26 protein-coding genes are annotated in these 23,883 nt (G+C 65.7%); 12 read left to right on the forward strand and 14 right to left on the reverse strand.

Going from position 1 to position 23,883, the window contains the following annotated elements; all coding sequences use genetic code 11:
- Window positions 1-6: 6 nt before the first annotated feature.
- The 3 genes from JQ635_RS19585 to topA are packed head-to-tail and all read right to left on the reverse strand — an operon-like array spanning window position 7 to window position 5,547.
- Entirely contained in the window at window positions 7-447 is a 441-nt protein-coding gene (locus JQ635_RS19585; protein WP_211411451.1) for a DUF983 domain-containing protein, read from the reverse strand.
- Window positions 441-2,789 carry a ribonuclease R gene (rnr, locus tag JQ635_RS19590; protein WP_211411452.1) on the reverse strand — a complete coding sequence of 783 codons (2,349 nt, stop codon included), beginning with the start codon at window positions 2,787-2,789 and terminating at the stop codon, window positions 441-443. Before rnr ends, JQ635_RS19585 begins: the two co-directional genes overlap by 7 nt.
- 7 nt (window positions 2,790-2,796) lie before the next feature.
- Complete coding sequence (gene topA / locus JQ635_RS19595) at window positions 2,797-5,547, reverse strand: type I DNA topoisomerase (RefSeq protein WP_211411453.1); 2,751 nt, start codon at window positions 5,545-5,547, stop codon at window positions 2,797-2,799.
- A gap of 324 nt (window positions 5,548-5,871) precedes the next feature.
- Between topA and JQ635_RS38995 the strand changes: the two genes are divergently transcribed.
- From JQ635_RS38995 to JQ635_RS19610, 3 genes are all read left to right on the forward strand, one after another.
- Window positions 5,872-6,015, forward strand: a complete 144-nt coding sequence (locus JQ635_RS38995) for a hypothetical protein (protein WP_246583669.1) — start codon at window positions 5,872-5,874, stop codon at window positions 6,013-6,015.
- A gap of 182 nt (window positions 6,016-6,197) precedes the next feature.
- Window positions 6,198-6,437: a hypothetical protein gene (locus JQ635_RS19605; protein ID WP_211411455.1), complete on the forward strand. Its 240-nt coding sequence runs from the start codon at window positions 6,198-6,200 to the stop codon at window positions 6,435-6,437.
- 95 nt (window positions 6,438-6,532) lie between these two features.
- On the forward strand, window positions 6,533-6,877 hold the full coding sequence (locus JQ635_RS19610; protein ID WP_433996570.1) for a hypothetical protein: 345 nt from the start codon (window positions 6,533-6,535) through the stop codon (window positions 6,875-6,877).
- A 49-nt stretch (window positions 6,878-6,926) separates the two neighbouring features.
- On the opposite strand, the gene JQ635_RS19615 is transcribed toward JQ635_RS19610, so the two are convergent.
- Together JQ635_RS19615 and JQ635_RS19620 are read right to left on the reverse strand one after the other, a co-directional pair.
- A complete protein-coding gene (locus tag JQ635_RS19615; RefSeq protein WP_246583649.1) occupies window positions 6,927-7,511 on the reverse strand; it encodes a flavodoxin family protein in 585 nt (194 codons plus the stop codon).
- 141 nt (window positions 7,512-7,652) lie between these two features.
- The gene (locus JQ635_RS19620; RefSeq protein ID WP_211411457.1) at window positions 7,653-8,120 is read right to left on the reverse strand and encodes a winged helix-turn-helix transcriptional regulator; all 468 of its coding nucleotides are present in this window, start codon (window positions 8,118-8,120) and stop codon (window positions 7,653-7,655) included.
- A 122-nt stretch (window positions 8,121-8,242) separates the two neighbouring features.
- On the opposite strand from JQ635_RS19620, the gene JQ635_RS19625 reads away from it, so the two are divergent.
- The gene (locus JQ635_RS19625) at window positions 8,243-9,016 is read left to right on the forward strand and encodes an SDR family oxidoreductase (protein WP_211411458.1); all 774 of its coding nucleotides are present in this window, start codon (window positions 8,243-8,245) and stop codon (window positions 9,014-9,016) included.
- A 177-nt stretch (window positions 9,017-9,193) separates the two neighbouring features.
- Window positions 9,194-9,376: a hypothetical protein gene (locus JQ635_RS19630; RefSeq protein WP_211411459.1), complete on the forward strand. Its 183-nt coding sequence runs from the start codon at window positions 9,194-9,196 to the stop codon at window positions 9,374-9,376.
- A 53-nt stretch (window positions 9,377-9,429) separates the two neighbouring features.
- Here the strand turns inward: JQ635_RS19630 and JQ635_RS19635 are convergent, their stop codons facing one another.
- Window positions 9,430-10,035 (reverse strand): FMN-dependent NADH-azoreductase, encoded by a 606-nt coding sequence (locus JQ635_RS19635; RefSeq protein ID WP_211411460.1) that lies wholly within the window; start codon window positions 10,033-10,035, stop codon window positions 9,430-9,432.
- Between the two features lie 83 nt (window positions 10,036-10,118).
- Between JQ635_RS19635 and JQ635_RS19640 the strand changes: the two genes are divergently transcribed.
- Window positions 10,119-10,553, forward strand: a complete 435-nt coding sequence (locus JQ635_RS19640; RefSeq protein WP_211411461.1) for a winged helix-turn-helix transcriptional regulator — start codon at window positions 10,119-10,121, stop codon at window positions 10,551-10,553.
- Here JQ635_RS19640 and dprA read toward each other — a convergent pair.
- The gene (dprA, locus tag JQ635_RS19645; protein ID WP_211411462.1) at window positions 10,550-11,692 is read right to left on the reverse strand and encodes a DNA-processing protein DprA; all 1,143 of its coding nucleotides are present in this window, start codon (window positions 11,690-11,692) and stop codon (window positions 10,550-10,552) included. The two genes, JQ635_RS19640 and dprA, sit on opposite strands and share 4 nt — an antisense overlap.
- Window positions 11,693-11,787: 95 nt before the next feature.
- On the opposite strand from dprA, the gene JQ635_RS19650 reads away from it, so the two are divergent.
- Together JQ635_RS19650 and JQ635_RS19655 are read left to right on the forward strand one after the other, a co-directional pair.
- The gene (locus tag JQ635_RS19650; RefSeq protein ID WP_211411463.1) at window positions 11,788-12,069 is read left to right on the forward strand and encodes a DUF6959 family protein; all 282 of its coding nucleotides are present in this window, start codon (window positions 11,788-11,790) and stop codon (window positions 12,067-12,069) included.
- An 8-nt stretch (window positions 12,070-12,077) separates the two neighbouring features.
- Entirely contained in the window at window positions 12,078-13,322 is a 1,245-nt protein-coding gene (locus tag JQ635_RS19655; RefSeq protein ID WP_211411464.1) for an amidase, read from the forward strand.
- On the opposite strand, the gene JQ635_RS19660 is transcribed toward JQ635_RS19655, so the two are convergent.
- From JQ635_RS19660 to JQ635_RS19675, 4 genes are all read right to left on the reverse strand, one after another.
- Entirely contained in the window at window positions 13,314-14,528 is a 1,215-nt protein-coding gene (locus JQ635_RS19660; protein ID WP_211411465.1) for a patatin-like phospholipase family protein, read from the reverse strand. The genes JQ635_RS19655 and JQ635_RS19660 overlap by 9 nt on opposite strands.
- Before the next feature lie 156 nt (window positions 14,529-14,684).
- Entirely contained in the window at window positions 14,685-15,281 is a 597-nt protein-coding gene (gene plsY / locus JQ635_RS19665) for a glycerol-3-phosphate 1-O-acyltransferase PlsY (protein WP_211411466.1), read from the reverse strand.
- Between the two features lie 101 nt (window positions 15,282-15,382).
- Window positions 15,383-16,684 (reverse strand): dihydroorotase, encoded by a 1,302-nt coding sequence (locus JQ635_RS19670; protein WP_211411622.1) that lies wholly within the window; start codon window positions 16,682-16,684, stop codon window positions 15,383-15,385.
- Between the two features lie 5 nt (window positions 16,685-16,689).
- On the reverse strand, window positions 16,690-17,637 hold the full coding sequence (locus tag JQ635_RS19675; protein ID WP_130366261.1) for an aspartate carbamoyltransferase catalytic subunit: 948 nt from the start codon (window positions 17,635-17,637) through the stop codon (window positions 16,690-16,692).
- A 216-nt stretch (window positions 17,638-17,853) separates the two neighbouring features.
- Here JQ635_RS19675 and JQ635_RS19680 point away from each other — a divergent pair, with 216 nt between their 5' ends.
- The 3 genes from JQ635_RS19680 to JQ635_RS19690 are packed head-to-tail and all read left to right on the forward strand — an operon-like array spanning window position 17,854 to window position 21,027.
- Window positions 17,854-18,576 carry a M15 family metallopeptidase gene (locus JQ635_RS19680; protein WP_246583651.1) on the forward strand — a complete coding sequence of 241 codons (723 nt, stop codon included), beginning with the start codon at window positions 17,854-17,856 and terminating at the stop codon, window positions 18,574-18,576.
- A 19-nt stretch (window positions 18,577-18,595) separates the two neighbouring features.
- The gene (locus JQ635_RS19685) at window positions 18,596-20,239 is read left to right on the forward strand and encodes an acyl-CoA dehydrogenase family protein (protein WP_211411468.1); all 1,644 of its coding nucleotides are present in this window, start codon (window positions 18,596-18,598) and stop codon (window positions 20,237-20,239) included.
- A 23-nt stretch (window positions 20,240-20,262) separates the two neighbouring features.
- Window positions 20,263-21,027 (forward strand): CPBP family intramembrane glutamic endopeptidase, encoded by a 765-nt coding sequence (locus JQ635_RS19690; protein ID WP_211411469.1) that lies wholly within the window; start codon window positions 20,263-20,265, stop codon window positions 21,025-21,027.
- On the opposite strand, the gene JQ635_RS19695 is transcribed toward JQ635_RS19690, so the two are convergent.
- The gene (locus tag JQ635_RS19695) at window positions 21,024-21,947 is read right to left on the reverse strand and encodes an AEC family transporter (protein ID WP_211411470.1); all 924 of its coding nucleotides are present in this window, start codon (window positions 21,945-21,947) and stop codon (window positions 21,024-21,026) included. The two genes, JQ635_RS19690 and JQ635_RS19695, sit on opposite strands and share 4 nt — an antisense overlap.
- Before the next feature lie 4 nt (window positions 21,948-21,951).
- Entirely contained in the window at window positions 21,952-22,431 is a 480-nt protein-coding gene (ruvX, locus tag JQ635_RS19700; RefSeq protein WP_211411471.1) for a Holliday junction resolvase RuvX, read from the reverse strand.
- A 46-nt stretch (window positions 22,432-22,477) separates the two neighbouring features.
- On the opposite strand from ruvX, the gene JQ635_RS19705 reads away from it, so the two are divergent.
- A complete protein-coding gene (locus JQ635_RS19705) occupies window positions 22,478-22,693 on the forward strand; it encodes a hypothetical protein (protein ID WP_211411472.1) in 216 nt (71 codons plus the stop codon).
- 57 nt (window positions 22,694-22,750) lie between these two features.
- On the opposite strand, the gene JQ635_RS19710 is transcribed toward JQ635_RS19705, so the two are convergent.
- Window positions 22,751-23,686, reverse strand: a complete 936-nt coding sequence (locus JQ635_RS19710) for a cyclase family protein (RefSeq protein WP_211411473.1) — start codon at window positions 23,684-23,686, stop codon at window positions 22,751-22,753.
- Between the last annotated feature and the right edge of the window lie 197 nt (window positions 23,687-23,883).

The raw sequence follows: 23,883 nt of genomic DNA on the forward strand, positions 1-23,883 counted from the left end.
TATTGCTTAGACCGGCGGAATACCATCCGGAGGGTTCTCGTCAAAGCCGTGCATGCGCAGAGCCCATTGCAAGCCGACTACGGCGCCCTTGACGGGCTGCAGCAGTCCGAGCGAGGCAAAGAACGTGAAGGGCAGATAAGCCGCGAAGCCGATCCAGACCGGCGTGGTGTAATTGGTCTCAATCCAGAGGATGGTGGGCACCACGATGTGGCCGACGATGACGATCACGAGATAGGCCGGCAGATCGTCGGCGCGGTGCGGCGTGAAATCGAGGTCGCAAACCGCGCAATTGTCGGCGGTTTTCAGGAAGGCGCGGAACAGTTTTCCCTCGCCGCAGCGCGGGCAGCGGCCGCGAAAGCCGCGTTTCATTGCCGTCCAGACGTCGCGCTTCTCGACGAGGCCGGTCTCGCGCGTCCAGATTTTTGGGGCCGTGCTCATCGTCACCACGCCTTGCCCTTCTTGCCCTTAGCTTTTCCCTTGTTCTTGCCCTTCTTCCCCTTGCCGGACTTTTGCTTCTCCGGCTTGCGTTTTCTCTCCGGGCTGCGTCCGGGATGGGGCCTGGACGATTTGCGCTGCGCGCGGAACGGCCTGCGCTCGCGCGGGCCGCTCTCGCTCTCCGAGGATAGCAGCTCGAAGCGCAGCGCACCCGCGATGGGGGCTGCTTCGATCAGGCGGACGTCAACGACGTCACCGAGCTGATACATAGTGCCGCTGCGCGTACCGACCAGGGCATGGCGGCTCTCGTCATAGTTGAAATATTCCGTGCCAAGGGATCGGATCGGGATCAATCCGTCGGCGCCGGTCTCGGCGAGCTTGACGAACAGGCCGGCGCGGGTGACGCCGGAGACGCGGCCCTGGAAGCTGGCGCCGATGCGGTCGGCGAGATGATGGGCGATCAGGCGGTCGACGGTCTCGCGCTCCGCCTTCATCGCGCGCCTTTCGGTCAGCGAAATATGCGCGGCAACCTCGCCGAGGCTCTCCGGCGTCTCGCTGTCGGGCAGGGCGCCTTCGCCCAGGCCAAGCGCGCGAACCAGCGCGCGGTGCACGACGAGGTCGGCATAGCGGCGGATCGGCGAGGTGAAGTGGGCGTAGCGGCGCAGGTTCAGGCCGAAATGGCCGTAGTTCTCGGATGAGTACTCAGCCTGCGCCTGGGCGCGCAGCACGACCTCGCTGACCAGCGGGTAGTAGTCATGGCCCTCGAGCTGGGCCAGCACGCGGTTGAACGTGGTGGGACGCAGCGCGCCCGATTTGGCGAAGGGAACGTCGAGCGTCTCCAGGAATTCCGCGAGCGCGTGGACTTTTTCGAGCGTCGGCTCGTCATGGACGCGGTAGATCAGCGGCAGCGATTTCTTCTCCAGCATCTCCGCTGCCGCGACGTTGGCGAGGATCATGAACTCCTCGATCAGCTTGTGCGCGTCGAGACGCTCAGGCACGACGACGCGGTCGACTGTGCCGTCGCTCTTCAAGAGGATCTTGCGCTCGGGCAGATCGAGATTGAGCGGATCGCGCTCGTCGCGCGCGCGCTTGGCGCAGGCATAGGCGGCGTAGAGCGGCCTCAGGATCGGATCGAGCAGGGGGCCGGTGGTGTCGTCAGGCCGTCCGTCGATCGCAGCCTGCGCCTGCGCGTAGCTGAGCTTCGCGGCCGAGCGCATCAGGATGCGGTGAAAACTGTGCGAGCGCTTGCGGCCGTCGGGGCCGAGCACCATGCGCACCGCAAGCGCGCCGCGCGGCTCGCCCGGCACCAGCGAGCAGAGATTGTTGGAGATGCGCTCGGGCAGCATCGGCACGACGCGGTCGGGGAAATAGACCGAGTTGCCGCGGTTGAGCGCGTCACGGTCGAGCGCGGTGCCCGGCCGGACGTAGAAGCTGACATCGGCGATGGCGACGTTGACGATGAAGCCGCCCTTGTTGTTGGGATCGTCGTCGGGGCGCGCATGCACCGCGTCGTCGTGATCCTTGGCATCGGGCGGATCGATGGTGAGAAGCGGGACGTCGCGCCAGTCCTCGCGTCCTCTCAGGTTCGCAGGCTCAGCGGCTTCCGCCTCGCGCTCGGCGGCGGAGGAGAATGGCAGCGGGATGTCGTGGGCGTAGATCGCGATCAGGCTGATCGCCTTCTCCGACTTGACCGAGCCAAGCTTCTCCTTGACCCGTCCCGAAGCGAGCCCAAAGCTGCGTGTGCGGACGATATCGACGCTGACGAGATCGCCGTCCTGCGCGCCGTGCGCATCGGCCGGGGCGATGTTCAACTCGCGATCGGCGGACTTCTTGTCGACGGGGACGAGCCGTCCGCCGCCTTCGGGAAGGCTGCGGAACACGCCGAGGATGCGGGTCTTGGTCTTGTCGAAGACCTTGATGATGCGACCGCGATAGGCCGGTCCTTCGGTCTCCTCGGAGCGCTCGACGCGCAGCAGCACGCGGTCGCGAACGCCGGCGGCGGTGCCGGGCTTAGGCCGGCGCGGCATCTCGATGAGGATCTTTGGCGGCTCGCCGCTCTCGACCTCGTCCCATTCGGTGGGAGTGGCGATCAATTCGCCGTCGCGGTCGCGGCCGGTGATGTCGGCGACCAGCGTCGGCGGCAGCGTGTCCGGTTCGGAGACCTTATGGCGCTTCTTCTTGATGGTCCCGTCGTCGGCGAGCTCGCGCAGCATGCGCTTGAGCTCGACGCGATCGGCGTTCTTCAGGCCGAACTCGCGCGCAATTTCGCGAGTTCCGACCTTTCCTGGATTTGCCTTGATGAAGGCGACGATGGCTTGCCTGTCGGGAAAGCCACGGTCTTTCTTTGGTTTCACTTAACCTCTAATTCTTGCCGGCACTCTTCTTGGCCGGAGCCTTGGTGGCGGCGGCCTTGGTCGGCGACGTCTTTGCTGTCGACGACACGGCGGCGCGCGCCTTGCTGGTGGATTCGGATTTGGTTTTGGCCGCGGCTTTCTTCGCGGCCGGTTTCTTCGGCTTCGGCGCGGCGTCCTCGCCGTCCGCAGCCTTGTCTGCAGTTTTCTTGGCCTTGGCGGGCTTAGCCGCCTTCTTCGCCTTGGCCTTGCCGCCGCCCTTGGCCGCGCGCTCGTCGATCAGCGCGATCGCCTGCGGCAGCGTGATGGCGTCCTTCTCGAACTCGGCGGGGATCGTGGCGTTGACGCCGCCCGCGGTGACATAGGCGCCGTAGCGGCCGCTCTTCACGGTGACGGTGCCGAGCGTCGGATGATCGCCGATGGCCTTGCCGGGATCGGCGCCGAAGCGACGGCTCGGGCCCTTGGCGACCTTCTCGGCGATCAATGTCACCGCGCGGTTGAGGCCGATGTCGAAGACCTCGTCGCCGGCCTCTAAGCTGGCATAGGTCTTCTCGTGCTTCACGAACGGCCCGAAGCGGCCGAGGCCCGCCGTGATCGGCTGGCCGGTCTCCGGATGCTTGCCGATTTCGCGCGGCAGCGACAGCAGCTTCAGCGCAAGCTCGAGATCGACATCGCTGGGCGAGGTGCCCTTGGGGATGCCTGCGCGCTTCGGCTTCTCGCCTTCCTCATAATCCTTCTGCTCGCCGAGCTGGATGTAGGGGCCGAACCGGCCGGCCTTGACCCAGACATCGCGGCCCGTATCAGGATCCTGGCCGAGCGAACGGTCGGCCGTCGCCTCGCCATCGGCTGCGAGCTGGCGGGTGTAGCGGCATTCCGGATAGTTCGAGCAGCCGACGAAGGCGCCGAACTTGCCGGCCTTGAGGTTCAGCCGGCCGGTGCCGCAATTCGGGCACTGGCGGACGTCGCCGCCATCGGCGCGCGGCGGATAGATGTGCGGCCCCAGCATCTCGTCGAGCACGTCGAGCACCTGCGCGACGCGCAGGTCCTTGATGTCGTCGACGGCGCCGATGAAGTCGCGCCAAAAATCCTTCAGCACCTGCTGCCAGGAGATCTCGTTGTTGGAGATGCGGTCGAGCTGCTCTTCGAGGCCGGCCGTGAAATCGTATTCAACGTAGCGGCTGAAGAAGCTTTCCAGGAACGCGATCACGACGCGGCCCTTGTCCTCGCCGTGCAGGCGCTTCTTCTCCAGCTTGACGTAGCCGCGGTCCTTCAGGACCTGGAGGATCGAGGCATAGGTCGAGGGCCGGCCGATGCCGAGCTCTTCCATCCGCTTGACGAGCGATGCTTCCGAGAAGCGCGGCGGCGGCTCGGTGAAATGCTGGGTGACCGACAGCGATTCCCGCTTGATCGGCTCGCCCTGGCTCATCGCGGGCAGGCGGCGGGAATCCTCGTCCTCCTCGTCGTCGCGGCCTTCCTGATAAAGAGCGAGGAAGCCGTCGAACTTGACGACCTGGCCGGTGGCGCGCAGCTCCAGCGTGCGCCCGCCAGCCTTTGCCGTGATGTCCACGGTGGTGCGTTCCAGCTCGGCCGATTCCATCTGGCTCGCGATGGTGCGCTTCCAGATCAGCTCATAAAGCCGGGCCTGGTCGGCATCGAGCTTGCGGCTCATGCTGTCGGGGCGGCGGGAGAGGTCGGTCGGGCGGATCGCTTCGTGCGCTTCCTGGGCGTTCTTGGCCTTGGCCTGGTACTGGCGCGGCGCATCCGGCACATAGGCGTTGCCGTAATCCTCGCCAATCACCTTGCGGGCCTGGGTGATCGCCTCGGGGGCGATCTGCACGCCGTCGGTACGCATATAAGTAATGAGTCCGGTGGTCTCGCCGCCGATGTCGATGCCTTCATAGAGGCGCTGGGCGATGCGCATCGTGTGCGCCGGCGCAAAACCGTATTTGCGGCTGGCTTCCTGCTGCAGCGTCGAGGTGGTGAAGGGGGCCTGCGGATTGCGCCGGGCGGGCTTTGCATCGACCGCGGTGACGGCGTAGGCGGCTGCTTCCAGCGCCTTCTTGAAGTCCTCGGCTTCCGCGCCGGTGCCGATGTCGAGGCGCTGGATCTTCTTGCCGTCGGCGCCGACGAGGCGGGCCTCGAAGGCATCGCCGCGCGGGGTGAGCAGGGTCGCGATCAGCGACCAGTATTCGCGCGGCACGAACTTCTCGATCTCGAGCTCGCGGTCGCAGACGAGACGCAGCGCCACCGACTGCACGCGGCCGGCCGAGCGGGCGCCCGGCAGCTTGCGCCACAGCACGGGAGAGAGGGTGAAGCCGACGAGATAGTCCAGCGCACGGCGCGCCATATAGGCGTCGACCAGCGCACCGTCGATCTCGCGCGGATGCTTCATCGCGTCCGTAACGGCCTGCTTGGTGATGGCGTTGAACACCACGCGCTCGATCTTCTGGTCCTTGAGCGCGCGCTTCTCCTTCATCACCTCCAGCACGTGCCAGGAGATGGCCTCGCCCTCGCGATCAGGGTCGGTCGCCAGAATCAGGCGGTCCGCGCCCTTCAGGGATTTGGCGATATCGTTGAGCCGGCCGGCCGCCTTGGGGTCGACCTCCCAGATCATCTTGAAATTGGCGTCGGGATCGACGGAACCATTCTTCGCCGGGAGATCGCGGACATGCCCGAACGAGGCCAGAACCTCGTAGGACGAGCCCAGATATTTGTTGATCGTCTTGGCTTTCGCCGGCGACTCCACAATGACGATATTCATTTAGTTCCAGTGGCTTACGGGAAAATCTCGGGCCGGAAACGAAAGGACTCGGGTCGGCCGTTTCGCCTCGAACATGGGTGGTGAGGCCTCCGCTGTCAAATCGGGGGGTGTTGAAAGCCCTCGGAATGGGAAAAGTTTCATATCGAGAAAGTTGCAAATTACCACCTTGGAGTTGCGATCCATGTCGGCGTAGTGTCTCTGTGGGGCATGGATTCGGGGTGGGGACGGGTGACAAGGCCGGGAAAGAAACGGGCGCGCGTCGTATCGGGCGTGCCGGGAGGCTCGCGTAACGAGGAACCGGGGGAAGGCGGGGCAGATGAGGCGGTGGCCTTTATCGCCGAGCAGGTGGCTGCCTTGCGCAAGCTCGCCGAGCGCCACAAGCTGGACGTGCTGCATTATCTGCTGGGGATGACGCAGCTGGAGGCGGACGAGCATTTGCGGCTGCGGACGAGGCGCAAGCTGTCGTGAGAGGCGCTAACCCATTCGACCCGTCGTCTTAAGGTATGAGACGAGCGCCGTCGGGTCGCTTGCTTCCACGCGCAACGACATGCGGTCGACCGAGCGAACCTCCCGCTTCGGCGCATAAAATGCATGCCTGGAGCAATTCCATCTGTGGTAGATTTGCCTTCGCGAAACTGAGGTTTGCGGAGATGTCGATCAAACCGCTTCCGTTCGTCGCGACGGATCTGGCGCGCGCCCGCCATATCCTGAGGTCGTGGGGCCCCCTCAGGCGGCTCACGAGTGACGAGACCGATATTGTCGTACGGATGATTGCGCAGGGCTTCGCGGAGGGCAGAAAGCACGGCTTCGAGCTGGCCCTCACCGAGGGCCCGACACAGAGCCAGGCCTATGTCGACGAGATGACCGACGCTCTCGACGCCAATTCGTAAATTCGACTGACACATTCCGACGGGCCGAACCTGGTGCGGGCGGGTGCCTGCACGCGCGTGGCCGTGCCGGAGGAACCGCGGAGACAAGGATGTTCATGGTGACTCGCATCGTGCCGCTGTTCGCTGTGATCGTTTTGGCGGCGCCGGCGCTCGGCCGCGACGACGGTCGTTACGCCAACTCGCCGCTCAAGTCGTGGTTCGAGAGTTTGCACAGCGAATTCGGGCAGTGCTGCACCAATGCCGACGGATACATCGTCTCCGATCCGGATTGGGACACCGATGGCGTAAATTATCGCGTTCGTATCGACAATGAGTGGGTGAATGTACCTGATGGCGCCGTGGTCAAGCAGCCCAATCGCGCCGGATGGACAATGGTATGGAAGCATTACCTCGACGGTCATCCGAAAGTCCGGTGTTTTCTACCGGGCAGCATGAGCTGACCTGAGCGCTTCACATGTGCCGCGCGTGGAGCCTCGCAATGACGGCGTGTCAGCTGTTGCGGCTCGCCATTCTCGCCAACCGCTGGCCGAGATATTCGGCCGTGCCGACGTCGCTCTGCGGCAACGAACCGCCGACCAGATGTGTCGCAAGGCCAAGCTGGCTGCCCAAACGATTACGGCCGCCCGGATCCTCGCCACCGGGAATGTCGAGGCCGCACCAGAGCATGCCGTGCTGAGCAGCCAGGATCGTAAAGTAGCTCAGGGTGTGGAGCTGATCGCCGCTTGCACAGGCTCCCGTGGTGAAGCCGGCTGCGATCTTGTTGGCCCATCGCTGCTGGCTCCATCGGTCGCTTGAAGCGTCTGCGAAGGCTTTGAATTGCGCGGCCGGTCCGCCCATGTAGGTCGGGCTACCGAATGCGACCGCGTCGGCGTGGTCGATCGTTTCCAAGAAGCGCTCATTCTGGAAGCGGCCTGACATGATGTCGTTGCCTGTGATGCGGCAAGACGCGACGTCCGCTATGCCATCCGCTCCGCGCGCCACCGCATGCGCCAGTTTCTCGGTGGTGCCGGAGATGGAAAAATAGACGATGGCGAGCAGGGGCATGGCGGTGCCGCTTTGGAGGTCTTCAGCCATCTTCGACGTCGTTGATGCTTTGTACAAGTCTCTCCACGCCGTCATTGCGAGCGCAGCGAAGCAATCCAGAGCCTTACCGCGGAGGCAGCCTGGATTGCTTCGCTGCGCTCGCAATGACTGGGTGGGGGCGGTCGCGCGCCGTTACGCCGACCGCCGTCGTCGCGCGGGTCTCGGCTTCAGGGTGGTCTCGGCCGGGCTGAGCAGCCGCCCATCCTCCGCGCGCATTTCGAGCTTCTTCACCGGGCGGCCTTTTGCGCGATCGACCAGGATCGTCGCGATCTCCTCGGGATGGTCGTCGAATTCCTCGCTCCATTGCCGGAGCGCGACCAGGATCGGGAAGGCGCCGCGGCCCTTCGGCGTCAGCACATATTCCTGATAGGCGCTGCCGTCGGAGGCGGGGGCGGGGGCCAGGATGCCGTGGTCGACCAGTGCGCGCAGCCGCACTGACAAGATGTTCTTGGCCATGCCGAGCTTGCTCTGAAACTCGCCGAAGCGGCGCAGGCCGAACAGCGCCTCGCGGATGATCAGCAGCGACCACCAGTCGCCGAGCGCATCCAGCGAGCGCGCGATCGGGCAGGAATCGCCCTCGAATCTCGTTCGTTTCACCATCGTCTTTCGTCCTATCGCGTTCGCACGGCGAGAGCGCCGATCACGCGCTTGTGTGGTTGCATCATAAAACCAAATGCCCTAGATGGCAAAGTAGTTTCATTATGCAACCACTGGAGGCGAGCGTGAGACTGAAGAACAAGACGGCCCTGATCACCGGCGGCAACAGCGGCATCGGGCTTGCGACGGCAAAGCTGTTCGTGGCCGAGGGCGCCAAGGTGGTGATCACCGGGCGCAACAAGGGGACGCTGGCAGCGGCCGCCAAGGAGCTCGGTCCGAACGCACTGGCCGTGCCTGCCGATGCGACGGACATCGCGGCGACGGAAGCTGCGATCAAGCAGGGCGCGGAAAAATTCGGCAAGTTCGACATCGTGTTCGCCAATGCCGGCATCTCCGGCGGCACGCCGCTGGGCTCGGCGACGCTGGATGTGTTCGAGAAGGTCATCAGCACCAACCTGACCGGCGTGTTCTTCACGGTTCAATCCGCGCTGCCCTATCTCAACGACAATGCCTCGATCATCCTCAACGGCTCGGTGATCTCGGTGCTCGGCATTCCCGGCTACTCGGCTTACGGCGCGGCGAAGGCCGGCGTGCGCGCGATGGCGCGGATCATGGCTTCAGAACTGTCGCCGCGCGGCATCCGCGTCAATGTCGTCGCGCCGGGTGCGATCCGCACGCCGATCTGGGGCGCTGCGGTCGCAACGCCGGAGGCCGAGAAGGCGTTCGAGAAGCGCATCGGGCTGATGACGCCGCTCGGACGACTTGGTGAACCCGATCACATCTCGAAGACCGTGCTGTTCCTCGCCTCCGATGATGCCGCGCACGTGCAGGGCCAGGAGATCTTCGTCGACGGCGGCGCGGTGGCATCGCCAAGCGGCGCGCCGATCTATCGCGGTTGATCAAGTGAAGTGAAAATTGAATCGGTCGGCGCCACGACGTCGGTTGCGTCGACCGGTTCCCTCGCGTTGTGCGATCTAATTTCTAAACCTTTGCGTGAGGTGTTGAACCTTCGCTTGCGCTGCAAAGACATTTTTACGGGCAGGGGGTCACAAGACCCGATTTTATGGGAGCCCGTGATGCCGAAGGCAGCTCGCATTTTTTCGTCGATTTCAGCACCGCGTATTTACACCGAACGTTCCGCCATTCCCGCCAAACGCTCCGACACCTCAGAGTTCATCGGAGTGGCTCTTTTCGCCGGCATCGGCCTGTTCATTTCGCTCGTGGCCGTCATCCTCGGCATGCAGGGCGCCTGGTTTTAGCGAGGTCAGCCGCCGCCGGAGTCCGGCAGCGGCTGGTGTCGTCGGCGCGAGCTTTACGCGGCGCGCAAATTGGTGGCGGCCTGGAGCGCGCCTGCAATCGCCTTTTCGCGGTGCTCCGGTCCGACCTGGATGCCATCGGCGCTAATGAATTCGGGATTGATCCCGATGAAGCCGAACACGCCGCGCAAATAGGTTTCGAGATGCTCGAGCGCCGCGGCGGGCGAGCCGGCGCCGTAATAGCCGCCGCGTGAGATGGCCAGGATCACGCGCTTGCCGCCGGCAAGACCCTGCGGCCCATTCGCCCCGTAGCTGAACGTCTTGCCCGCGACGACGATGCGGTCGATCCAGGCCTTGAGCTGGCTGGGAATGGTGAAGTTGTACATGGGCGCGCCGATCACGACGATGTCGGCGGCCAGGAACTCGTCCAGCGCGGCCGCGCTCGCGGCGAGGTCGGGGCCGAGTTCCGCCGGCGCCGGCACGCCTTGCGCGGCTGCCAGGTGCGAGCCGGAGAGGTGGGCGAGCGGGGCCTGGCTCAGGTCGCGGTAGACCACTTGAAGCGAGGGCGTGGCCTGCTTGAGGCGGTCGACGATGGCGGCGGAAACCTGCCGGCTGACGGAGTGGGGGCCGAGTACGCTGGAGTCGATATGGAGGAGTTTCATTTGGGTCACCCATGGTATAGATTTGTAACCCGCACTACATGAGTGACTGTCGAAATCCCCGCAAGAACGCACTTTTTTGAGCCATGGACACATATTTGAAACCGGCACACACCGATTTGCCTGCCTCACCAAGGCCGTATCCAGGTCCGGATCAACGGCCGGATCCGAACCACGCGGACTGCCGCGGGGTCGCCTCCGTGCTGTCCCGCGTCGGCGACAAATGGAGCGTGTTCGTCATCATGATGCTGAGCGACGGGCCAAGGCGCTTCAATGAGCTGAAGCGCATGATCAACGGTATCTCGCAGCGGATGCTGACCCTGACGCTGCGTGGCCTCGAGCGCGACGGCCTCGTCACGCGCACGATCTTCCCGACCATCCCGCCGCGCGTGGACTATGAGCTGACCGATCTCGGCCGGGGGCTGTCGCGGCCCGTGGAGGCGCTCGGCAAATGGGCGAAGGAGCATCTCGATCAGATCGAGGCCGCACGCACCCGGTTCGACCAGCGCAACGAGGGCTAAAGCAGCGACACCAGTCCGCCGCCGTGACGTTCGAGACGGCCGGCGAGCTCGAGCTCCAGCAGCACGGTGCGCACGATCGCAGGCGAGGCGCCGGACATCCGCACGAGGTCGTCGATCGAGATCGGCGCCGGGCCGAGCAGGACGGTGATCTGGTCGCGGTCATGGCCTTGCGGATCGCTCTCGAACGGCTCGCTGTCGGGCTCGCCGACGGTGTGCATCAGCGGCCGCTCCATGATCGGCTGAACCGCGTTGACGATGTCGGCTGCTTCGGTGACGAGCGTTGCGCCCTGCTTGATCAGATCGTTGGTGCCGGCGGCGCGCGGATCGAGCGGCGAGCCGGGGACTGCGAACACCTCGCGCCCCTGTTCGGCCGCCATGCGCGCGGTGATCAGCGAGCCGGAGCGGTGCGCCGCCTCCACCACGACGACGCCGAGCGCGGCGCCCGAGATCAGCCGGTTGCGGCGGGGGAAATCGCGGGCGCGCGGCTCGTGGCCGAGCGGCATCTCGGAAATCGCCGCGCCCTGGTGGTCGAGGATCGCGGCGAGCAAATCGCCATGCTCGGGCGGATAGATGCAGTCATGGCCGCCGGCGAGCACGGCGATCGTGCCGCTCTCCATGCTGGTGCGATGCGCGGCCTGGTCGACGCCGCGCGCCAGCCCCGAGATGATGACGAAGCCGGCTTCGCCAAGCTCGCGAGCGAGCTGGCCGGCGAACTTCAAGCCGGCGCCGGAAGCATTGCGCGAGCCGACGATCGCGATCATCGGCCGCATCAGGGTTTTGGCGTCCCCACGCACCGCGAGAAGCGGTGGCGAATCGTCGATCATCGCGAGGCGCGCCGGATAGCCGTCCTCGCCGGGCGCGAGCCAGGCGATGCCGAACTTGCGGCTCGCGGCGAGTTCGGCCTTCGCTTCATCCGCGCTGCAGATGCGCCCGGAGCGCGCCGCGCCGCCACGGCGCGCGAGATCCGGCAGCCGCTCCAGCGCCGCGCGCGCCGTGCCGAAATGATCGACCAGCGAACGGAAGGTGCGCGGGCCCACATTGTCGGAGCGGATCAGCCGCAGGCGGTCGATCCGCTCAGCCTCGGTCAGCTCTACGCTTGGGTTGATGGCGTCCACGGCGTCTCCTTGTGGGCGCAGCATGGAACAACCTGAGGGCGTATGGAAGGGGGTGGACCCGGCTGCGACACCCCAATAAATGGATAGTGACCAAGCGGATTGTTGCCTGAGGCATTGGAATGCGTATCGCACCGGTCGAGATTTTCGCCGACACCACGAACGCGGCGGTGATGCGTCACCCGGGACGGCATTTTCCCGGCGTGCTGATCCAGGGCGATACCCTCCACTTGCTCTGTTGCATGGCAGACGATGCCTGTTCGGCCCTCGACCGGTCGTCGGAAGCGTACGAGAATGCCAACGAGCTCAGAAACCGGCTTTGGTCGTACCTCAATCACTACAAGGCCGTCCTGGATGAGCACGGCTTGCCTCTGCCGTTCAGCGACCGAGGCACCTTTACTTAGGAATACCCATGATCTCACTTGCCGACCTCCAGCGCCGCATTGAAGCGGGCGAGCTTTCGCCCGACGCCGCCATCGCCCAGTCGCACGCGGCGATCGAGGCCAAGGAGAAGGACGTCCGCGCCTTCGTCCGGCATGACAAATCCGCGACGGCGCAAGCCTCCGGCCCGCTGCGGGGCATCGCGGTCGGGATCAAGGACATCATCGACACCGCGAATATGCCGACCGAGATGGGCTCGGAGATCTATCGCGGCTGGCAGCCGCGCTCGGACGCGCCGGTCGTGATGATGCTGAAGCGGGCAGGCGCCACCATCATCGGCAAGACCACGACCACAGCGTTCGCCTCGAGTGATCCGACCCCGACGCTCAATCCGCACAATACCGGCCATTCGCCGGGCGGCTCGTCCGCCGGCTCGGCCGCAGCCGTCGGCGCCGGCATGATCCCGCTGGCGCTGGGCACCCAGACCGGCGGCTCGGTGATCCGGCCCGCGGCCTATTGCGGCACGGCCGCGATCAAGCCGTCGTTCCGGATGCTGCCAACGGTCGGCGTGAAGTGCTATTCGTGGGCGCTCGACACGGTCGGCCTGTTCGGCGCGCGCGCCGAGGATCTCGCGCGCGGACTTTTGGCGATGACCGGCCGCAGCGAATTCTCCGGCATCGTTCCGGCGAAGGCGCCGCGCATCGGCGTGGTCAGGCAGGAGTTCGCCGGTGCGGTCGAGGCATCCGCCGAAGAGGGCTTGCAGGCTGCGATCAAGGCGGCGGAGAAGGCCGGCGCCAGCGTGCAGACGATTGATCTGCCCGAGGCGGTGCAGGAAGCCTGGCGCATCCATCCGGTCATCCAGAATTTCGAGGCGCATCGCGCGCTCGCCTGGGAGTTTTCCGAGCATCACGACGAGATCGCGCCGATGCTGCGCGCCAGCCTCGATGCGACCGTTGGCCTGACGCCGAAGGAATATGACGAGGCGCGTCGGGTCGGCCGCCGCGGTCGCCGCGAACTCGGCGAGCTGTTCGAGGGCGTCGACGTGCTCTTGACCTATTCGGCGCCGGGCACCGCGCCGCCGAAGGAACTCGCGACCACCGGCGACCCCCGCTACAACCGGCTGTGGACGCTGATGGGCAATCCGTGCGTCAACGTGCCGGTGCTGAAGGCCAATGGCTTGCCGATCGGCGTGCAGGTGATCGCGCGCTTCGGCAATGACGCGCATGCGCTGGCGACGGCGTGGTTCCTGGAGAACGCGCTGGCGAAGTCAGGCTAGCGCGGGTTCGCCGGCGGTGATGCTTTGGCCGGATGCAGGTGGAGCTGCGCCGGCGGTTGCGCCCTGATTGAGCCAGCGCTCGGCAGCTTCGCGGCCGCTCCGGTGCAGGAGGCGGATGAAGCCGCGACCGAGATCGGTCGACGAGCGCTGCGCCAGCCCTTCGACGGAGTCTTCCGCCGCGATCCTGGAGAGGCGCAGCGAAGGCGCCGTCTGCGCCTGAGCCCATGCGATCGCCGCGACCTCGGCATTGAGCGCGGTGTTGGCCGCGATCTGGTCGAGCCGGCGGTCGATGGCGGCGAGCGTGATCGGCACATAGCTGTCGCGCGACGGCGTGACCTGGACCAGCAGCACGTCCGTCGCCGCCGTTTCCTGCACCAGCTTCACCAGCGGCGGATTGCCGCCGAAGCCGCCGTCCCAATAGGCCTCGCCGTCGATCTCGACGGCGCAATGCACCAGCGGCGGACAGGTCGAGGCCAGCGCGACGTCGGCGGTGATGGCCTCATTGCGGAAGATCTGTTGCTGCCCGTCGCGGATCCGCGTTGCCGCGATCAGGAGTCTTGGCGATTTCGCCGCGCGCAGCGCCGCGAAATTGATGTCGCGCGACAGCGCCTGCCTGAGCGGATCGAGATCGAACGGATCGAATTGGCCAGAGCGCAGCGTCGGCCCGAACGCGACCGAGCTTCCCGCCGGTGAAAATCCGCCGACCAGCATCAATGAGCGGAACGAGGCCTCGTGCATCAGGCGGACCCAGAACCGGTTCAGCCGGTTGCGGGCGGCTTCACGGCCGCCCTCGGCGAGTCCGGAGGCGAGCAGGAGTGCATTGATCGCGCCGGCGCTGGCGCCGCTGATCGTGTCGATTTCGATATCTGGCTCTTCCAGCAGCCGCTCCAGCACGCCCCAGGTGAAGGCCGCGAAGGTGCCGCCGCCCTGGAGGGCCAGCGAAAGTTTTCGCGGCGGCCATTGTCTTGACGGAGCCGGTGCCGGCGCAACAGGTGCAGCGACGGTGATCACTTCGACAGGACGCGGCGGTTGCGCGATCGGAACAGGCGGCGGCGCCGGCGGTGCAACGGAGGCAGGCTCGGGAGCGGGAGGCGGCGAGGGGGCACCGGACCAGATGTCCGTTGCAAAGAGCAGCTGGCTTGCCGCGGTGCGTGCTGCACCTTGCGAGCCACCGTCAATCTGCGCGCCGACCATCTTCTCGCTCATTCTGAGCAACCGCGTAACGCCATCTTCCACGTCAGGATGACAGGCATGGAACCCGTCCGCTACAGCCTGCCGCGAGTGGTGCGGAAGTTGCGAACAGGATTTGGCATATAATGCGGAAGGGCTGCGGCAGTATCCGTACTTTTTTTGGATCAGGCTCTAGGCCTTCTCGCCGATCCGGCTTTCCTTGCCCGATTGCAGCCGCTTGATGTTCTCGCGATGCGCGTAGAACAGCAGCAGCGTCAGCACCGCGAACAGCGCAGACAAAGCGAGATGGCCGAACCACCACAGGAACATCGGCGTGATGAAGGACGCCACCAGCGCCGAGAGCGAGGAGTAGCGGGTGGTGAAGGCGGTCGCCAGCCAGAGCAGGCAGAACACCACCGCGGCCGGCCAGAACAGTCCGAGCAGGATGCCGATATAGACGGCGACGCCTTTTCCGCCCTTGAACTTGAGCCAGACCGGGAAGAGGTGCCCGAGAAAAGCGCCGAGCCCCGCCACCATCGCCGCATTGGGTCCGGCGATGTAGCCGGCGATCACCACGGCCACGGTGCCCTTGAGCGCATCGAACAGCAGGGTGCCCGCGGCAAGGCTCTTGCGCCCCGTGCGCAGCACATTGGTGGCGCCGATGCTGCCGGAGCCGATCGAGCGGATATCCTGCGTGCCGGCGAGTTTGGTCAGCACCAGTCCGAACGGAATCGAGCCGAGGAGATAGCCGATGACGAAGGCTACCGGCAAAAATGCTTCAAGCCCCATGGCTGCAAATCCTTTGGCCGTGTCTCCATGCTGAACTGCGACGCCCCGCATGATCCTGTCCCGATGCGCGGTCGCCAACCCGGGCGACGCCCGAAGCCACTCTAGACATGCTCGTAGACCGTCCGTCCGCCGACAATGGTGCGCACCACGCGGCCTGTAAAGCGGGCCTCGTCGAACGGGGTGTTCTTGCAGGGCGATTTGAGGTCGGCGGGATCGACCACCCAGGGTACATCGGGGTCGATCACGATGACGTCCGCAGGCGCACCCGCGCGCAAGGTTCCGCCCGGCAAGCCGAGCAGCTCCGCCGGCCGGGTCGACATCGCCCGGATCAGCGTCTTGAGTTCCAGCTCGCCATTGTGCACGAGCCGCAGGCCCGCGGGCAGCATGGTCTCCAGACCGATGGCGCCGGGAGCGGCTTCCGCGAACGGCAGGCGCTTGACCTCGACGTCCTGCGGATTGTGATCGGACATGATGACGTCGACGAGGCCGGAGGCGACGGCGGCGACCAGCGCGCGGCGGTCGTCCTCGGTGCGCAGCGGCGGCGACAGTTTCAGGAACGTCCGGTAGGGGCCGATGTCGTTCTCGTTCAGCGCAAGATGGTTGATCGAGACCGAGGCGCTGACGGGGAGGCCGGCATCGCGGGCGCGCTTGAGGATGTCGAGCGAGTCGACGCAGGACAGCGAGGCGGCGTGATAGCGGCCGCCGGTCAATGCAACGAGGCGCATGTCGCGCTCGAGGATCACCGCCTCGGCGGCACTCGGGATGCCCATCAGGCCCAGCCGCGATGCGAACTCGCCCTCGTTCATCACGCCTTCGCCGACGAGATCGGGGTCCTCCGTGTAGTGCACGATCAGCGCGTCGAAATCGCGCGCGTAGGTCAGCGCGCGGCGCATCACCTGCGCATTGGTCACGCTTCTGTCGCCATCGCTGAAAGCCACGGCGCCCGCGGCTTTCAGCAGGCCGAACTCGGTCATCTCCTGGCCGTGCATGCCCTTGGTGAGCGCCGCCATCGGCTGGATGTTGACGATCGCCGTGTCGCGGGCGCGGCGCATCACGAAGTCGACGGTCGCCGAGTTATCGATCACCGGAGACGTGTCGGGCTGGCAGATGATGGTGGTGATGCCGCCGGTCGCAGCCGCCTGGCTCGCGGAAGCAAAGGTCTCGCGATGGCTGAAGCCGGGCTCGCCGACGAAGGCGCGCACGTCGATCAGGCCCGGCGCGATGACCTTGCCGGCGCAGTTGACGATGTCGGTGCCCTCGGGGACGCCGGCCGCGCCAATGCCGCGGCGGGTTTCGCGGATGGTGCCGTCGGCAATCAGGACGTCGCCGACACCGTCGAAATCCCTTGAGGGATCGACGACACGGGCGTTGGCGAGCAGGATCGGGCGGCGGTCGGTCAGCATGGGCATCACGCGTTCGGCAGGTTACGGGCGAGCGCTTCCAGCACTGCCATGCGCACGGCGACACCCATCTCCACCTGTTCGCGGATCAGGGACTGCGCGCCGTCGGCGACCGCCGTGTCGATCTCGACGCCGCGGTTCATCGGGCCGGGATGCATCACGAGCGCGTCCGGCTTGGCGTAAGCGAGCTTCTTCTGGTCAAGCCCGAAATAGTTGAAATACTCGGAGGTCGACGGCACGAAAGAGCCGTTCATGCGCTCGCGCTGGAGCCGCAGCATCATGACGATGTCGGCGCCGTTGAGGCCCTCGCGCATGTCGCGCGCGACCTCGACGCCCATCCGCTCGATGCCGGGCGGCAGCAGCGTGGTGGGGCCGACAACGCGGACGCGGGCGCCCATGGTGTTCAGCAGGATGATGTTGGAGCGGGCGACGCGCGAATGCAGCACGTCGCCGCAGATCGCGACCACGAGCCCCTCGATGCGGCCCTTGTTGCGGCGAATGGTCAGCGCGTCGAGCAGCGCCTGGGTCGGATGCTCATGCGCGCCGTCGCCGGCATTGATCACGGAACCGTCAACCTTGCGGGCCAGCAGTTCCACCGCGCCGGAGGCGTGATGGCGCATCACCAGGATGTCCGGGTGCATGGCGTTGAGCGTCATCGCGGTGTCGATCAGCGTCTCGCCCTTCTTCATGGACGAGGAGGCGACCGACATGTTCATGACGTCGGCGCCGAGCCGCTTTCCCGCGAGCTCGAACGAGGACTGGGTCCGGGTGGAGGCCTCGAAGAAGAGGTTCACCTGCGTCCGTCCACGCAGAACGGTGCGCTTCTTGTCAACCTGGCGGTTGAGCTCGACATATTCTTCGGACAGGTCGAGGAGGCCGGTGATGTCGGCCGCGGAAAGGCCCTCGATGCCCAGCAAATGCCGGTGGCCGAGGACAAAGGTCGATTTCGATGTCATTAAAAGCAGAGCTATAGGCGCGGACCGGGGGTGGGGCAAGGGGCAAAGAGCGGGACGGGAGTTATCCCCTGATCTGTCTCCCGCACAGTCATTCCGGGATGGCGCGCGAGCGCCAGACCCGGAATCTCGAGATTCCGGGTTCGGCTCTTCGAGCTGCCCCGGAATGACAGGGGAAGGTGAATGGGCTTGGTCAGATCTATTTCAATTTCATTTCTCATGATCGCCTCCATTTCATCCGCGGCCGCCCAATCGCTGCCCGGCGGCTTCGTCTATCTGCGCGACATCGATCCCAGCATCGTCCAGGATATCCGCTACGCCACGTCGAACAATTTCGTCGGCCGTCCGCTCGCCGGCTACGGCGCCGGCGACTGCGTGGTGAAACGGGAGGTGGGGCTGCGGCTGAAGGCGGTGCAGGAGGAGCTGGCGGCGCAAAACCTGTCGCTGAAAATGTTCGACTGCTACCGGCCGGCGCGGGCCTCGCTCGACATGGTCAGGTGGTCGCAGAACGGCCACGAGACCGCCGCCGAACGGCGCTACAATCCAAAGATCGCGAAGACCGAGCTATTTCGCCTTGGTTACATCGCGAGCCGCTCGCAGCATTCCACCGGTGCGGCGCTCGATCTCACGCTGGTCGACCTCAAGGCCGACAATTCCGGCAAATACGACCCGACGAAAACCTATGCCGACTGCACGGCGCCGGTCGAGGCGCGGGCGCCGGAAGGCAGCGTCGACATGGGCACCGGCTACGACTGTACCGACGCCAAGGGCCATACCGCGGCACCGTCGATCACACCGGAGCAGCGAACCTGGCGCAGGCGGCTGGTGGCTGCGATGGCCAGGCAAGGCTTTGTGAACTATTCGAAGGAGTGGTGGCACTTTTCCCTGCCGGGGGCGGGCGGGGCGGCCTATGATTTCCCGATCCAGCCGCGCCGGAACTGATTCCGGTCGAGGACGCAAGATGACCCAGCCCGCATTTACGACCCACGAGGTCTTCAACCAGTCGCCGCCATTCGAGGACGTCGACCTGTTCGCGGTGGACCGGCCGTTGGTCGACGCGATCAAGGCCAATGGCGGCGCGGCGGCGGAGCGGGAGCTGTCTGAGTTTGGCAGGCATTGGGGCTCGGCCGCGATGGCCGATCGCGGCCGCGTGGCGAATGAGAACACGCCGAAGCTCAGGACCTTTGATGCAAAAGGCAATCGCCGCGACCAGGTCGAGTTTCACCCCTCGTATCACGAGCTGATGGCGCACAGTGCCCATGCCGGCGTGCACAATTCGACGTGGACGGCGGACGGTCGGCCCGCGGGCGATGCCGCCGAGGTCATCCGGGCCGCGAAGTTCTACATCGCATCGCAAGTCGAGACCGGCCATCTCTGTCCGATCACCATGACGCGCGCCTCCGTCGCGGCGCTCGCGATGCAGCCGGACCTGCTCGCGCGCGTGATGCCGGTGCTGTCGACGAGAAGCTACGATCCGAGCTTTGCGCCATGGTGGGACAAGCGCGGCATGACGCTTGGCATGGGCATGACCGAGAAGCAGGGCGGCACCGACGTGCGCGCCAACATGACGCGCGCGGTGCGCGACGGCGAAGCCTATCGCATCACCGGCCACAAATGGTTCATGTCGGCGCCGATGTGCGATGCGTTCCTGGTGCTGGCGCAGGCGGATAGCGGGCTGACCTGCTTCTTCATGCCGCGCTTCGCGCCGGACGGTTCGGTCAATGCGATCCAGTTCCAGCGTCTAAAAGACAAGCTCGGCAACCGTTCCAATGCGTCCTCCGAGGTCGAATTCGTCGGCGCCTATGCGCAAGCGGTCGGCGAGGAGGGCAAGGGCATCCGCACCATCATCCAGATGGTGCAGCTGACGCGGCAGGATTGCGCGATCGCCTCCACCGGCCTGATGCGCTCGGGGCTCGCGCATGCGCTGCATCACGCCCGTCACCGCAGCGTGTTCCAGAAACATCTCGCCGATCAGCCTCTGATGCAGGCCGTGCTGTCGGACATGGCGCTGCATGTGGAAGCGAGCGTGGCCCTGGTGATGCGGCTCTGCCGTGCCTTCGACCGCACGCCGCACGATGCGTCCGAGGCCGCCTATATGCGGCTGCTCACGCCCGCAATCAAATACTGGACGTGCAAGAGTGCGCCCGCCTTTCTCTATGAGGCGATGGAGTGCCTCGGCGGCAACGGCTATGTCGAGGACGGCATTCTGGCGCGCCATTACCGGGAGTCGCCGGTCAACGCGATCTGGGAAGGCTCGGGCAACGTGATGTGCCTCGACGTGCTGCGCGCACTCGCGCGCGAGCCGGAGGCGGCGACGGCCGTGCTGCAATCGCTTGCGGCCGAGACCAAAGGCCTGCCAGGCGCAGCCGAGGCGGCCGCGTTCATCGGCAAGATCTTTCGCCGCGCCGACGGCGAGCGTGTCGCGCGCCTTGCGGTCGAAAAGCTGGCGCTGCTGGCCGCGGCCGCTGCGCTCAACGGCGTCTCGCCTCGTCAGGCCGAGCTGTTCGCCGCCACGCGCCTCGCCGCGACCCATGCCAGCATGTATGGCGCGGTGGAGCTGGACAGCGCCGACGAGCGCGCGCTGCTGGTGCGGGCGCTGCCGTGAGCCTTCCCAACGAAAGCCTCCTGATGGACTCCCTCAATCCCGATCATCCGCCGCTCGTCATGACGCCTGCGCCGCCGCGCGTCTGGAAATTCTGGGGCACGGCGCTGTGGGGTCTCTTCATCTTCTTCGCGATGTTCGTCGGGCAGGTCGGGGCGATCGTGCTGCTGGTGCTGCTGCGCGGCCTTCCCGCAAATCTCAGCTCGGTTGAAATCGTCGGCCACGAGCCCCAGGCGCTGGCGCTCTCGGTGATCATGGGCCTGCCGACGACGCTGGCCGCGGTGTGGCTCGCAATCCGGATCAAGAAGGCATCCTTCGTCGATTATCTCGCGCTCTATTGGCCGTCCTGGAAGCAACTGCTGTTCGGCGCGGTGGGTCTTGTCCTGATCGTCCTGGCCTGGGAGGTGGCGTCGCGGTCGCTCGGCCGCGAGGCGACGCCGGGCTTCATGACCGATCTGTTGAAATCGGGCCGCGACAAGGGCGCCGCGCTCATGCTGCTGGTCGCCTTCAGCGTGGCCGCGCCGATGTCGGAAGAGGTTTTGGCACGCGGATTCCTGTTTCGCGGCTGGTCGGCGAGCTTTTTGCGCGTGCCGGGCGCGATCATCCTGTCGTCGCTGGTGTGGACAATCGTGCACCTGCAATACGACATGTACTTCCTCGCCGAGGTGTTCAGCATCGGCCTGTGGTTCGGCTACATGCGCTATCGCACGGGTTCGCTCTGGCTCACCATCGCGCTGCATGCGCTGAACAACATGACCGCGGTGGTGCTGACGATGTGGCTGGGGAGCTAGGCCACCAGCGCGATCGCGATCGGCATCGTGATCGCCGCCAAAATGGTCTGCAGCGTGATGATCTGCGCCAGCAGCGGCGCATCGCCGCCCATCTGGCGGGCCAGCACATAGGCGCTGGACGAGGTCGGCACCGCGGAGCAGATCGCGACGATCGCAAGGCTGTCGCCGGTCAGCCCGAACCAGACGGCGAGCGCCAGCGCGAGCGCGGGCATCAGCACGAGCTTGAACACGACGCCGATGGCCGCGCTCAGGCTCGGGCGCAGCAGGCCTTCGAGATGCAGGCCGGCGCCGGTGACGAGCAGGCCGATCGCCAGCGAGGAGCGGCTGAGCGCGTCCGCCACCTCGTGCCAGATCTTCGGCAGCGGCAGATGGACGACGTTGATGACGAGGCCGATCGCGCAGGCCCAGATCAGGGGATTGCGGATCACCGTCACGACGATGGCCCGCGCGGACTGCTTCTTGGGCGCTGCGTAATGCGCGAGCACGGCGACGCTGAACACGTTGACCAGCGGGATGATCGCCACCATCGCCACGGATGCGAGCGCCAATCCGACGTCGCCGAACATGTTGGCGGAGACGGACAGCCCCACAAAGGTCTGCCAGCGCACCGCGCCCTGGAAGATCGAGGTGAAGGCGGGGCCGTCGACGCCGAGCCGCCCGAGGGCGGGCCGGAGCGCGAGGCAGAGCAGCGACATCGCCAGTGCCGACAGCAGCAGCGCGCCGCCGACGCCGGCGACCGGCACTTTTGAAAGGTCAGCCTTCACCAGCGTCTGGATCAGCAGCATCGGGAACAGCACGAAATAGGTCAGCCGCTCCAGGCCGTGCCATTGCGTGTCCAGCCGCATCAGGCTGCGCTTCAGCACGACGCCGAGCACGATGAGAATGAAGACCGGCAGCAGCGCCGCGATCACGACGGGCATGGGATCAGCCGGCGCGCAGATTGGTCAGCCGGTCGAGCGCGCCTTGCAGGATGAAGATCGCGGCGTGCTCGTCGATCACCTCGGCGCGCTTGGCGCGGCTGACGTCCATGCCGATCAGCTCGCGCTCGACGGCCGCGGTCGAGAGGCGCTCGTCCCAGAGACCGATGGGAAGCGCGGTGAGGCCGGCGAGGTTGCGGGCGAAGGCGCGGGTGGATTGCGCGCGCGGGCCCTCGCTGCCGTCCATGTTGATGGGAAGGCCGAGCACGAAGCCGGTCGCCTTGCGCTCGGCGGCGATGGCAAGCAGCCGGGCCGCGTCCTGCTTGAATTGCTTGCGCTGGATCGTCTCGACGCCGGTGGCCAAGCGTCGGTCCGGATCGGACACGGCGACGCCAATGGTTTTTGTGCCGAGATCGAGCCCGACCAGCGCGCCGCGTTCGGGCCAGTGGGTTGCAGCATCGATGAGGGGCAGGATAAGAGCCGGCATGGATTTAGCGCATATCATGCGTCGCGCTGCGGAGTGAACCCGGAACATGGATGCGCTGACACTATTCGGCCTGTTTGCCGTGACGGCGATGCTGGTCTGCTATGCCCTGGAGGATCGCAGCCACTGGTTCGTGCTGCTGTTCGCGGCGTCCTGCGCGCTCGGTTCGGCCTATGGATTCTTGCAAGGTGCCTGGCCGTTCGGCGTCGTCGAGGCGATCTGGGCTTTGGTCGCGCTGCGGCGGTGGCATCTGAGGCCGCGGTGACGGAGGGGTGAGCGAGGGGCCTGCCGGACGGCAGGCGGCTCCTCGCCCGGTATCAGATCAGCGGATCGCGATCGGGTTGATCATCGCCTGCACGCCGCCGGTCCAGCGCGGCTGTCCGAGCACGAACAGGAATTCGTAGCCCTTGTCCCGGGCGAGCGCGGCGGTGTCCATGTTCTCGAGGATGTAGGTCCCGTTCATCGCGAGCAGGATCTGGTGCACCTCGAACACGTTCTTGGATTCGAACGGCAACACCTCGAGCGCCCAGGTGTCGGCGCCGATAGCGACGACGCCCTTGCCGGTCAGGTACTTTGCGCCCTCGACGCCGAGCCCGGGCTCACCGGCCGAGTAGCGCTTGTCGTCCTTGCCGATCAGGCTGAGCCAGCCGGTGTGGAAGATGACGACGTCGCCCTGGCGGATCTCGACGTTCTGCTGCTTGGCGGCTTCCTCGATCTCCTTGACGTTGAAGGCGGTACCTTCCTTCACGATGTCGGTCTTGAAATAGGCGGCCATGTCGAGCAGCACGCCGCGGGTGACCATCGGCGGCACCTTCTCGATGCCGAGCTTCTTCAGCCCGTTCGGATCGGCGAAATCGGCGAGCTTGTTGCCGTTGTAATAGACGTGCTCGACGCCGAGATGGCCGAGCCCGTCGAGCTGGCTGCCGATGCCGACCCAGGTGTCGAGGATATCGTCGTTGTAGGTGGCCTTGTTGGGTCCGAGGCCCGGGCTGCCGGCTTGTCCCGGCTGCACCACGGTGATCTTGAAGCTGCGTGGCGGATAGGCCGGCGTCTGCGACGTGACGGGAATGCCGAGCGCATAGGTCTTGCCGGTCTTCACCAGAGACGCCGCCTTCACCACGAGCTCCGGCGTCATGTAGTTGGCAGCGCCGATCTCGTCGTTCGGCCCCCATTTCGATTTGGTCCAGTCCTGAGCGCTTGCAGTTCCTGATATCGCCGACAACGCGGCGACACAGCACAACACGAGCGTATTGCGCATCGATAGTCCTCCCGATGTTCTTGCCGATGTTATGGCTTCGTTTTGGTTTCGCGCTGGCCAGCAACGCATCCTAACGTAGAAAACTCACGGGCTTCAAAATTTTTCGGCGTGCGACGATGCGAGGGCTGAACGCAGCATCGACCGCTCCGCAAGTACGACAGATTTGTGACAGTGAATTTCGTGCGATGGAACGTCAG

The organism is Bradyrhizobium iriomotense (assembly GCF_018130765.1).
Lineage (GTDB): Bacteria > Pseudomonadota > Alphaproteobacteria > Rhizobiales > Xanthobacteraceae > Bradyrhizobium > Bradyrhizobium iriomotense_A.